Source organism: Mycoplasma sp. 6934, assembly GCF_055523595.1.
Map to the genome: position 1 here is coordinate 342,056 of NZ_JBVFVE010000001.1, position 13,608 is coordinate 355,663.

Consider the following 13,608-nt stretch of genomic DNA (forward strand, 5'->3'; position numbering starts at 1 on the left):
AAATAAAAAAATTTTAAATCTTTTTACAGATATTTCATACCCCTGTGTACCTTGCAATAGAGAAGAATATTGCGAGAATCTTTTTGATACCGTCTCCCCACTGACTAATTGCATATTTTAATAGTTAGAAAGGAGCAAATTGAAAACAAATAATAAAAAGAATATTAAACATATTATCGAATTAAAAAATATTGTTAAAACATTTGATAATAAAACAGTTTTAAACAATATTGACTTAAAAATAAATCGCGGTGAATTTGTCACCTTACTTGGGCCTTCTGGGTCTGGAAAAACAACTATCTTAAGATTAATTGGTGGTTTTGAATGAGCCACCCGTGGTGAAATTAAATTTAATGGTCGTGATATCAAGGACCTTTCGCCTCATAAAAGAAATGTTTCAACTATTTTCCAAGACTATGCTTTATTTACCCATTTAAATGTCTATGGAAATATATTATATGGATTAAAACTAAAACGTGTACCACGTGATACTGTAAGTAGTTTTCGATTAAATGAATTAGAAAAGAAAAAAGTATTATGAGAAGCCAAAGCAAAAGCTAAAATGGCTGAATTAGATAAAATCCAAGATAAATATTTAGAAGAATTACAAACCCTAAAACAAGGAACATATAAATTCAACAAACGTCAAACTTGGCTTGATGACTCTGATTTTAAATATTCATATTGAGAAAATTTTGTGGATTTAAAAGTTCAAGATTATGAAAATAAACACTTTAAGCGCCGTATGACTAAAGAAGAGCTTAATGAAAAAACTAAACGTATTATTGAAATAGTTGGTTTATCCGGTAATGAAACAAAAGCTATTTCTGAATTATCTGGAGGGATGAAGCAAAGAGTTGCTTTGGCCCGTAGCCTTGTTATTGAACCCGAAATTTTATTACTAGATGAGCCCTTAAGTGCCTTAGATGCTAAAATTCGTCAAAGAATGCAAGTTTTACTTAGAAGTGTACAACAAGAACTTGGTTTAACGTTTATTTTTGTTACCCACGATCAAGATGAAGCTTTAGAATTATCAGATCGTATTGCTATTATGCGTGATGGAGTTATTGAACAATATGATACTCCTAAGAATATTTATGATTATCCTGTTAATATTTGGGTTGCTAAATTTATTGGTGATTCAAATGTGTTCCAAGCTAAAATGGCTGGTGGTGGGAATGTTAAATTATTTGGTCGTGAATATAAAACTATTCATGAGGAAGATGAGTTTCCAAAAAATACTGAAGTTGATGTCTTGATTCGTCCTGAGGATATGGATATAACTAGTGGCCAACAAGTTAAAAAAGAAGGTAAGATTATTGGTGAAGTTGTGGATGTGTCATACCGTGGCTCTTACTACTACCTTAAAATTGAAGCAAATGATGGTAATATTTTTAATGTTGAAACTGCAAAGAAATTTGACCTAAATGAAAAAGTATACTTAAGTTGAACAATTGACTCGATTCATTTAATGAAAAAAGATCCAAAGTGAGATTATAATCATAATGAATTCAAAAATTAAATCCCTCTTCGCCTTTGATAAAAAAGCTTATTTATTTCTACCATATTTATTTATTGCAATCTTTTTAATTTTATTACCTATTTTGATGATTGTTATTAGTGCCTTTTCAACTGAAGATTTTGATACATATGTTTTAATTAAAGATTCAAATACTTGAAATATTATTTTTAGATCTTTATGAATTGGAGTTGTATCCTCAATTTTATGCTTATTAATTGGCTTCCCATATGCATATTTTGTATCAACTGCAAAGTCAAAATTATTCAAAATTTTTGCACTTAGTTTAATTATCAGTCCTTTAGCTATTTTCACTGTTGCAAGGATTTATTCAATTAAAGGACTAGCCCTTGCGGTTTTTGCTTCAAATCCAAAATCATTAAATAATGAATTCTTTATTATTTTTGGTTTAACATATCTTAATATTCCTTTAATGGTTATGCCTTTATATACAGTTTTTAAAGATATGCCAAAGAATATTATTGAAGCAAGTCATGATTTAGGATATGGTTTAACTGGGACAATTTTTAAAGTGGTAATTCCTTATGGGACTAAAGCCATCTTAAGTGGGCTAGGAATCATCTTTTTATCTAGTGCTACAACATTTATCGTTAGTGCTAAATTATTACCAGATGGTTCACAAAAACAATTAATTGGAATAGTAATTAACTCAAAAATAAATCCAGGTAATAAATATGATTTAAGCAGTGGATCAATGTTAGTTATTGTTGTATCAGCCATTTTTATTGGATTATATTCATTATTACAACTAGCACCAAAACTAATTTTTAAACTTAAAAAAGGGGCTCACTATGAATAAAATTACTAGTTTTTTAAGAAACAGTTATATTTATTTAATTTTAGCTTTTATTTATGTGCCATTAGTTTTTGGGGTTATCTTTAGTTTTAATAAACCAACTCCAAAAGGTGAATTTAACCCAACTTGAGTTGGCAGCACCCTTGATAATTGAAAAGGTTTATTTGATGCTGGACGTGATTTAAGTTTAATTAATACAATGCTATTAGGTTTTATTGTTAGTGCTTTAGTTATTAGCCTTAGTCTAATAACTGTTTATGCAATATACCGCAGAAAAAATCGTTTAATAGGTACTACACTTTCAGTTACCTCAAATATTCCATTAATCAACCCTGATAATATCACTGCAATTGGACTAGTTTTAGTTTTTAGCTCTTTTTTTGGAATTGTTGCAGTAGATAGCGAAGGATTTGGAAGGGTTATTATTGGTCATACAGTTATGACTTTACCATATGGAATTCTATTAATGTTACCCAGAAGTGAAAAATTTAATAATAACTTATACGAAGCCTCGCAAGACTTAGGTTACTCTAAATTTAGATCATGAGTTAAAACATATTTAGTTTATATGGTTCCTTCAATTATTAGTGTTTTAGTTGTTAGTTTAGTTTTTAGTTTTGATGATTTTATTATCACAAGAACTGTATCTAATACCTCAACACTGGGTACAAAACTTTATGAAGGTGCTTTTGAACCATGAGGTTTAGTTCTTGGTTCGATTGTGCTATTTATCGTTTTAATTTCAAACATTGCTTATGCAGTTTATAAATCTAAAAAGTAATTAAAATGAAATTATGAAAAAAATATAAAACAAAAATATTGCTATCTGGAGGAATTGTTGCAATTGGCTCTGTTTTTGGAGCAGTTTTAGGTACAAAATTAACCACAAACTTCAAACCAAGTTTTTATAACTATAAATCATATATGTCAAGTGACAATATTGACAAATTAAATGAAACATTTGATTACAAAGAATTTGATGAAATTAACCAATTCAGCACTGCTTTAATTAATAATAAAGCAGTTGCTGGTATAGGATCTGATTTTTTAGCTGCTGAATTAGTGAAAAAGAAACTAATTGGCAAAATTGACTATGCTGCATTACTAAATTTGCCTGAATTAGATGGGTTTTTAGAATCTGATAATTTAAAAACTTTTGTTAATTCTAATGCTTTTTCTAATCTATCAGTAAGTGAGCAAAATTTGTATAAGGATAAACTTAATACCGCTTTAAAACAAAAACAATTAATTAAAGCATATGTCAAATTAACACTTCGACCAGAAATATGGAACCATCTTCAAAAATATCAACTTGAAAATGGTGCTGAAATGTGGGAATATTTCTATCCATATTTTTCTCAAGATATGGTTGTTGCTTATAATATTAAGAAAAACCCAGTTGCTCAAGAAGTTTCTGATCAAGAAGGATCAATTGATATTACAAAGTATGAAGATAGTTTTAAAAATACTGATATTAAAGATCCTTTATCATTTATAAATGTTCTAAAGATTCTTGGTATGAATAATTTTAATAAATGATATATTACTGATGCAATTAGGGATAATATGATGTATGGTTCTGCATATTGGCCATTACCTCAAGGTAGAACCGAAAATAATTTTACTGGTCAAGTTTTAGACAATGAAACTGACGGTAACGAAACCTATAAAATTTTAATTGATGCATTTGCTGATTTAATTAAGGATGGTACTGGATACCATGTAAAAGACGCAAAACACATTTCCTTCAATGGTGATGGTTTGGAGATTGTTAATAATTTAATTAATCCGAATCGTAATGATGTTAATGTTGCTGTTATGTATAATGGTGATGCAATTGATGCTTATTATGGATCAGATAATTTTCCCAATTTAGTGGAAGATGGGCACATCAGAGCCATCAAACCTAAAAACAATATTTTATTACTTGATGGCTTAGTTGTTTCATCTGGTGTATCTAAAGAAAATTCAAAATTATATGCACAAAAGGCATCTGAAAGTTTTTTCCAAGGAACCATAGAAATCATTAATTCATATAAAGAATTACTAGAAAATAATAATGTTAAAGCATTAACAAATGATATTAATCAAGACCAATTTATTGATATTCAACATAAAACAATGTTTAAACGTTTAGTAACTAATTGGAAACAACTTAAATTTACTGAATTAACTGAGCTAAATGATTCTTATAAAAGTTCTGATATTGAAAACTTTATCGATAAATTTAGCAATTTAATTGATTTAAGTTTAGATGAAAATAGAGAAAATTATCAAGAATACTTATCAATACAAAAAAAATACCAAAATGGCCAAGATGTAGAATTTGAGGACCGTATAAATCTCTTTATCAAGATTATTAAAAAACATCTTGATACTTATGCAAATGATTTTTATGCAAAGATTATCGAAATTGTTAATAGTAATGAACAAATTCCGCAAGAATTTACCACTTCACAAGATACATTAAACAATGAATTTGAAATTGATTTATTTACTGGTTTTATTAGAGATAGTTTTAAAGATCTAAAGGAAACTTTAAAAGACATAAATGATATCAATGAGAAAAAAACTTTTATTGGATTATTTTTAGCAAGAAAAATAGTAATACTAGATTTTAGTAATGCTAAAGATAAATATAATTTTACTAATTTTGATTATGTAAATTATGTGCCAACTAATATTGCTGATTATGAACAAGTTTTACAAAATTACTTTTTAGATCCGGTTAGTGGTCAAGATGCAATTGCGATAAATCTTTATGAAATTAATAATAGTGGTGGTTTAATTCACGAAAATATCCACCCTGTTTCAGATGAATTACAGTCTAAAATTACAACTTATTATTTTAATAAAACAAAATCATAAACAAAAAACCCTCATTAGGGTTTTTTTCTCTCTTATTTTAAAAGATTAATAATTTCGTTAATTGCCGCAATAATTGTGGTTCGTAATGTTTCTAAGTTATTATAAGAATATTCATAATTAATACGATATTCATACCTAGTATATGTGTAAGTACTAGTGGTATTTGCCTGGTGTGTTTTTGTTGGTGTATAAGAATTAAGTTGTTCTAATATTTTATTTAATTTAGTAAGAGTGTTACTAATTTTGCCCTTTAATGTGGAATTTTCATAATCTAAATTCCTAATGTTATTTTTTAAAATTTCAATTTGACTTTGAAGGTTTTTAATCATGTTATTTGCTTGATTAAGTGTACTAATTTTATTTAGATTTTCAGCTATTAATTCATTATTTTTAGATATTTCCCTGTCTAATTCTTGTGTTAATTCATCAATACGGTTGTTATTATTTTGGTTTTGTTGGTTTAAATTATTTATAACTTGGTTTTGGTGAAGAATACGCTTAGTTAAATCTTGGTTTTCGTTTCTTAATTGGCTAATTAAGGTATTCTTATCGGCTATTTGGGCTTTTAATGCATTATTTTCGCTTGTTAAGTCATCATTATGAGTTGATAATTGTGCATTAGTAGCCATTTGAGTATTTAATTCCTTATTTAAATGATTATTTTGAGTTTGTAATTGTGCATTTTTTTCTCTTTGAGATGCTAAATTGCTGTCTAATTCCGCTTTTTGGGTATTTAATTGTGTGATTATGTTATTTTTATTTGCTATTTGAGCAGTTAAAGAATTATTTTCATTTACTAATGTATTTTTCTGATTTGATAATTCAGAATTATCATTCCTTTGAGCATTTAATTCATTTTGTAAATTACTATTTTCTTTTTCTAATTGCTTGATTAACTCATCTCTTTGAGCTAAGACTATGTTTATTTCGTTAATTTGATTTTGTAATAATAAAACTTCGTTTTCCAGATTTAAAACTTGGTTATTTTTTTCGTTTATTGATCTTTGTAATGCAAGATTATCATCTTGTGCATTATTTAATTCAATATTTAGCCTTGCGATTTCTTTGTTTAATACATCAATATCATTTAGTTTAAGTAAAATATTGTCCTTTAAATCTTGGGTCTGTTTTTTCAAATCTTTTATATCCTCATTGCGTTTTTGAAGCAGGTTTTGAAGTTCTATATTTTTATTTTGGTTAAACTCATTTTTTAAAGCTAGTATTTTTATTTCATTTGTTAAATTATCTATTTGTGATAATTTGCTATTTAAAATATTTTGAAAATAAGTGTGACTCACAACTAATTTATTATTTTCATTTATTGTGGTGTTAATTTCACTAGTAGATGCTTGTATATTTGTTTTAAGAGAATTCACATCTTCTTTATTTTGTAATATTTGGTTTTCTAAGTCTTGTAATTGGGTTTTACGGTTTTGAATTTTTTCATTTAAGTTTTTCAAATTTGCATCAGAAATAACTTTATTGACATCACTTTCATCATTAAAGTTTTTAAATTCTAATTCTAAATTCGTCAATTTATTTTTTAAAATTTTATGCTCATTTTCTAAATTTTGTATATGTACCAATTTTTTTTGTAAATTAAGATAATCTTCCTTAAGATTAGAATGAATATTTTCCAAGTTTTGAAATTCTCCAGATATTTTTTGTGGTAATTCTTTTAATAAATTAGAAAAAGAAGTGCTGATGAACTTAGTAATTTCTTGAATATTTTGAGACGAAATTCTGAGTTGTTTTTCAATTTGTGCATCTTTTAAGATTTTATCTAATTTATTAATTAATTGTTCATGCTCTATTTCATATTTATCTACATTTGAAATTAAATCCTGATCATTTGAAAGGGTTAATTTTAATGCATTAATTATCTTTTTGTAATCTGAAACAATTTGATTTTGATAAGTTTTAAGGTTTTGCAATGCTTCAGTATATATCTTGTTAATTTGTGTTTTTTCAAGATTATTAACAATTGCGTTATTAACTTTCTCAATATTTTCACTTAAAAAACTATTCATTACATTGTTGTAATTAATAAGAATTTGATATAGAGATATTGTTTGATTTATAAGTTTGTTTTCTATAGTTGCATTATCAACTGATTTTTCAGCTATATTCGATTCTAGTGTCAATAATTCAGGATTAAATTCTTCAATAAATTGATAATTTTTGATAGATATCAAAAATTTATCATAAAAATCTAAAAAATCTTTTGTAGCTACAATAGTGTATTTATCATTTTTAATTGCTTCGATAGTTTCATTCATACCAGTTAATAAATTCATATTTTCTTGTTGAATTGCAAGGTTATGATCTGAATTTATAAATTTATCTTTATTATTGGCAATTAACTCTTTTAATGAGTTGTTTTTTTCTTTAATGCTTGTTAAAAATGCATTTCAATTATTTGCTGCATTTTTAACAAGTTCATATAGTTTTTCATTTGATTCATTTGTGTTTTGAGTGTCATAAAGATATTTAATTAAATTTTGCCTGTATAAATCATTATTAATTATTTCAATTAGAGAATTCATATTGTTATTGATTGATTCAATTAATTGATCATGTTTTATTAATAAATCGCGCTTAGTGTTAATCGTAGCTAAAATTTCTTTGTTTTGGTTAATCTTAGTGTCATTTTCACTAATATTTTGCTTATATGATTCTATTTCAGTACTGTAATTATTAGTTTCAAATTTTAATTGACTTTCTAATGCAATTAATTCACTTTGTAATAATTTTGTATCAATTGTAATATTAACAGTTTTTGCATCTTTTGGGCCTTGGCTTTGCTTATTAACCAGCATTAATGTCAAGGGTATTGAACCAGCAATTGTTCCTAAAGCACCTATAACTATTAAATATTTTAATTTATTTTTTAATTTTAGTGTCATTTTTCCTCCTAATAGTTTAATAACTAATTTTAAGGCACGAACTAAAACAAAAATTAATGCGATATTTTCAGTTTTATGGTAAAATATAAACAAATTTAAAAATTTTAATATTCATTAAAAAAATATAGAAAACGAGGTAAAAATGAAAAAGAAATTAAGTTTAAAAACAAAAGCTCTTTTATCTGTTGCATTAATCACTCTTGTTTCCGCTTCAACAGTTGGTGGAATGTTTTTATATGCAAAAAATTCAGATGAGCTAAATGGAACATATTCAGGATTTACTAGAGAACAACTAAGAAATGATTTCTCTCAAATTCGTGATGCAGATAATAAACTTAAGCCAGAAATTGCTATTTTAGATCCTTCTAAATCTAGAACTGTTGCGACTGTTAATGAAACATATGATAAATTTACATTTGTTTTTGATAAGGAAAATTCATATGATTTTGATGAATTTTTCCAAAAATATTTCGCAATTTTTTCTGAAAGTTTTGTGTTGCAAGTTAAGTATGGATCATTTAGTTTTTACAATGAATATGTTACTGCAGTAAAGCCAAAACAATTCATTGACTTTACTCTATGATTCTTTAATAATATTTCATGAGGTCCAGATTTATTAACGCTAAATAGTTTTAGAATTGTCCCTGGAGTGGAACAAAATGGTAATGCTATTACACTTGGCTCACACTCTTCATTACATAAAGAAAGTAGCGAAATTAAATTTTTCCCTGATGCATTTTTTGGATCAATGCCAATTTATTCTTCAATAACAGGAAATGGTAATGCTCGTGATGCTTTAAGTTATTCATTATTTAGAGATAAAAGTTCAAAAGCTACTCTTGATAATTTCTTAAAGACTATTCCATATGCTACTGCATTAAAAAATAATGCTTCACAGCAATTCCTTTCGCTTCTTAATCCAGATAACTTATTAAATAAAGAGTTTTTAGTGTTGCTAGCTCCAAACCAAGAAAAACCTGGACCAGCAGGTGAAGATGGGAAAAAACCAACTACGTTATTAAATGAAGAAACATTAATTATCCCAGTTAATAGTACTGAAGCAAGTTTAAAAGAATTTCTCCAAGACAATTTTTCTGATCAAAATGTAATTAATGAATTTTTAGAAATTTTTAAAAATTCTTCAAATGCTAATGCCAGTCGTAAATTTGAAAAATCAAAGATTGTTAATGTTAATTTAACTGAAAATTCTTTAGGTTTTACTCTTTTAATAAATGGCTATGAATATGCACAAACATTAGAACAAGAAAAACCAACAACTTTAACTCCTTATTGATATTCAACATACACTTCATTTAAAGAAACTTTAGATACTAATATCGAAAGTTTCTTAGATTTTTATGGATATAAGGCATATGAATTTAATAAAGATAAATCTAAACGTAAGTTTTGAATTTTCAAAGATGGTAATGTGCAAAAAATTTATCAAACTAGAACTGAGGCTTTAGATAAAAATAAATCTGCTATAAAAATTAAAAACCTCAGTGAATCATTAGCTAATTATATTTTTGAGATTGAACTTCAATCTTTATCTGTTAGTGATGGTGTATTTAAAGCGCAATTTGACAAAAATATTAGTATCGAATTTGATGCTAAAAACTTGACAAGCGATATGCTTAATGCATTTGATGAATTTAAGCGTAGCCTAGGGTATGGCGGAGCTATTAATCCGGTTGCCTTGCAATATGGACCTGAAGATATTTCAATGTTAGATAATGATGGAAAACCATTGCCAGGTTTAGAAACTCGTAAATACCAAGTATACGTGGAAACTTATGATGGTTTAATTGAGCGTGTTTTAAGAAAATACCCACACCTCAGAGTTAAAAGAACTGGTCCACATATTGTTAAAACTTTAAATTCAAATTATGTTTATGAATATTCAGTAGCTGAAGGTGATTTTTATGGAATTATTGATTCAGACCGTATTGGAGTTCCATTACTTTTAGCAGCTAGTTTAGATGACTTTGATGGTTTATCTACTGATTTCCTAAAATATGTTGGAGCTCATGAATATGGACATCACTTTACTTTAGATCAAAGCCAGTCATTAAATGATAATGGTAAGGCTGTAGTAGTTGGCGGATTATCAACTCGTGGAGGTATTAGTGAATCTTCATATTATTCAATTGATGCTTTAAAGAATTATTTAGATGCTCGCACTAATTTAGAAGTCACTAGAGTTAATTCACTAGGTAAAGAATCAGACAAGGGAACATTTTTAAAGTTTAACTTCATTAAAAATGACGGAACAAAATACATTGAAACAAAGTCAGATATTTGAGGATCAGATGATAACGATCGTCAAGATATTTCAAAAATTATCGCAAATCCTAAGCGTAGATTTTTACAATCATTTGCCGGATTACAAGAAGCTGCAAAATTGCGTGATGTTAAATTAGGTGATTTATTTATTGCAAACTCATTTGATGAAGAATCTGGGACTTTAAATCCATATATAAGTGGAATTTTAAAATCATTCTCAGGAACTAAAGATAATTATAAATTTGAAGAAGTTGTCATTGGCACTTTACTCTCAGGTTTAAAAGACGGAATGACTACAAGTTTAACTGAAAAAGCACTAAGAATTAATCCTGAAAATCCAAACGAATATACTTTAGATCCTGTTACTTTTGAAGTAACAGAAAATGGAAGAATGGTTAGTTCAGTTAACATGTATGATAATCAAGGTAACCCTGTAATTAACGTACCATTAAATACTATTTTGAGTTCTCAAGAATTAAAATATGTCGATGATAAAGTAAAAATTATTCGTGATACATTTAATGCTTTAATTACTCGTTTAGTTTCAGACAGTGGCTGAAATACAACTAATACTATTATTGGTGGGAAGCCGCAGTTAAGTATTGGCTCATTGTACGGCCAACCCTTAAGCCCATTTTTATCAAATAATTTATTATATCGTAATGATAATGCCGAGCTCAATCCTCTAAACAACAATATGTTTTCTGAATCGAATCCAAGAAGGGCTTTTGAATATACGGCAGTTGAAAATAATCTTTCTTTAATAGAGCAACTTAAAGAGTTTTTACTTGCTTCTGAACCTGATAAAATTAGCGACAATAGTGGATACTACTATTACTTTATCTCACAAACAAATAATGTTTATGCCTTTGTAAATAAAGATAACAATGAATTTAAGATTAATACAGCCTATACAATGCCGCGGACACAATACAATGATGCTCATGTTGTTTCATACTTCCAACATACTAATGCGCTTGCAGCTTTACGAAATCAAGGTATTAATGTAACTTCGCGAATTCAAAGAGCCTTTCATTCATTATTTGCAAGAACCTTTACTGGAATTAGGGATGCAAGGGCAAGATATATCTTTTTATTCATAAATGATCAAAATCAGTTACAAGATCCTGAATTATTGGATAACTTTAACCAAAATGCCGAAAAAATTAATAGTAGTTTTAAAAGAATTGTTTTAAATAACATTCGCTCAAGATTAACTGGCAAAGATCAAAAAACACTTTATGAAGCATACCCTGAAGGCAAATATTCAGAAATAACTGATGATGGACAAACTAACAAATCACCAAGCTTTAGTTCGTTACGCGATTTATTTGAATATGTTTCAGTTGATTATTCAAAAGCTAGATTAGTTGATGTTGTTACTGAATCATATAATTGAGATATAAATTACGTTAAAACTAAAATAGATTTTGATAAATTTAAAGAAGCAGCAACAAATGAAGCTGAAATCCAAGGAATCTTAAACGATGACCAATTACTTGCTAATGAAATTATGGAGCGATTTATTAAATCAGGGCACTTTATCTTTGTTAAGGATTTCAACCCTGCAAAAGAATTAGTTAATAATACTGCTTTATTTAGCAAAAAATATGGTGTTATCTTTGACGAACCTAATTTTGTAAAAGGTTTTGTGTTAGATAAAAATGTCACTCCAAATAAAGAAGGAACGACAAATGTATTTGACGTTAATGATATTCAAAATGCTTTTTCTGAATATATCCACAGGATATTTTCTGATGAAAGCGAGAGCAAAATTAACCAGATTATTGATAAATTAAATACACAAGATTTGTGAAGATTAGTTGGGAACACAATGTGATTTGATGCTCATGGTAGCGAATCCCCAGTTGATCTTGATTTACTTTATTCTGCTTTTAGCGATGGAACTCCATCTAGTGATGTATTAAATTACAATTTAACTAGAGTTGAACCACTGCTTAGTGATAAATTTACCGATTATGTTTACAATATTTCAGAAACTTTAACCAGAGATTATGTGCAAACTACTTATATTCCAAATTGAGATGATTTTGGTGGCTTACCTAAATATGTTACAGGGGTTAATGAGGCTAAAACAGGCCTTGATTACGTAGTTGATGCTACTGGCCTTGACTTTTGGTTAGATAGAAGAAATGTTCAAAGTGATCTTAATGCTTCAGTATACAAAGCAGTTAATGCAGCTAAATATGATTTATACTTAAAGAATGTAAAAAATGTATATTATGAATATCAAAAACAAAGTAAACCTTATTTAGAAAAAATAGCTGAGTATAAGGATGCACTAGAAAACAACGGTAGAATTGTAAATGGTCAAAGAGTTCCTTTTGCTAGTGAAGACGATAAAAGAAATTATGAATTAGAATATGCAGCTGTACAAGGCACATTTGGTGGTATTACTGCTGTGTTTACTGCAAAAATATTAGCAGAAAAAACTAAAATATATGATGAATTTGCAAACAATGAATCTAGTGCTATGTCTCGCAGCGAAAGTAGATCCTCTTCATACTTTGGGAAATTATTATCTAAAAATAACGGTTACTTTAAGGACCGTTTCCAAAAAGTGCAAATTGGCATGGAATTATATGATGATAATGGCACCGAAATATTTGATGAATCAATTCGGCTTAAAGATTTTGATGGAAATAAAATTACATCACGACCAAAAGCATTCTTTGTTTCGCAATTACTTAACTATGGTGTAGGGTCTCGCAATGTTGCTGGAATTTTCCGCCACAAAGGTTTAGACGCCGTTGCAATGTATGGTTATATTAAAAATGACCTTGCTCAAAAAATTAAATTTATTAAATTTACCGATTTAGAAACTAAAGAAGTTAAATATTTATCAGTAAATATCAATAAGACAAACAATATTTTTTACTTACAAAAACAAGGTGATGCAAATTCAAAAGTACATATTGAAGATTTAGGATATACTTCGTGAGTTTCTGACTACGGAATCATGGGTAAATATCGTGATGCATTATTATTGCCTAAACATTCATATTTATTAGAATTTGTTGATGAAAATCAACACTTTGTTGCCAACTTTAATTTAGGTGATTTAGAAACTATTGCTGAAAATGGTAAAACTTCTTCTCAAGCACCTATTAAAATTACAAATGAAATTAATAATAATCAAAAAACAGGAAAAGCAATCATATCAATTGATTACCAATTTAATATTACAGGATAGG

6 protein-coding genes are annotated in these 13,608 nt (G+C 27.6%); 5 read left to right on the top strand and 1 reads right to left on the bottom strand.

Going from position 1 to position 13,608, the window contains the following annotated elements:
• Positions 1–139: 139 nt before the first annotated feature.
• From AC0B4S_RS01555 to AC0B4S_RS01570, 4 genes are read left to right on the top strand one after another with little or no spacing between them, the layout of a single operon-like run.
• Complete coding sequence (locus tag AC0B4S_RS01555) at positions 140–1,522, top strand: ABC transporter ATP-binding protein (RefSeq protein WP_465101367.1); 1,383 nt, start codon at positions 140–142, stop codon at positions 1,520–1,522.
• Positions 1,506–2,339, top strand: a complete 834-nt coding sequence (locus tag AC0B4S_RS01560) for an ABC transporter permease (protein WP_465101368.1) — start codon at positions 1,506–1,508, stop codon at positions 2,337–2,339. Before AC0B4S_RS01555 ends, AC0B4S_RS01560 begins: the two co-directional genes overlap by 17 nt.
• On the top strand, positions 2,332–3,117 hold the full coding sequence (locus AC0B4S_RS01565) for an ABC transporter permease (RefSeq protein ID WP_465101369.1): 786 nt from the start codon (positions 2,332–2,334) through the stop codon (positions 3,115–3,117). Before AC0B4S_RS01560 ends, AC0B4S_RS01565 begins: the two co-directional genes overlap by 8 nt.
• A gap of 5 nt (positions 3,118–3,122) precedes the next feature.
• Positions 3,123–5,204, top strand: a complete 2,082-nt coding sequence (locus tag AC0B4S_RS01570) for a type 2 periplasmic-binding domain-containing protein (RefSeq protein WP_465101370.1) — start codon at positions 3,123–3,125, stop codon at positions 5,202–5,204.
• 32 nt (positions 5,205–5,236) lie between these two features.
• Here the strand turns inward: AC0B4S_RS01570 and AC0B4S_RS01575 are convergent, their stop codons facing one another.
• Positions 5,237–8,110: a hypothetical protein gene (locus AC0B4S_RS01575; protein WP_465101371.1), complete on the bottom strand. Its 2,874-nt coding sequence runs from the start codon at positions 8,108–8,110 to the stop codon at positions 5,237–5,239.
• Between the two features lie 142 nt (positions 8,111–8,252).
• Between AC0B4S_RS01575 and AC0B4S_RS01580 the strand changes: the two genes are divergently transcribed.
• Positions 8,253–13,607: a PDxFFG protein gene (locus AC0B4S_RS01580; protein ID WP_465101372.1), complete on the top strand. Its 5,355-nt coding sequence runs from the start codon at positions 8,253–8,255 to the stop codon at positions 13,605–13,607.
• Position 13,608 lies beyond the last annotated feature (1 nt).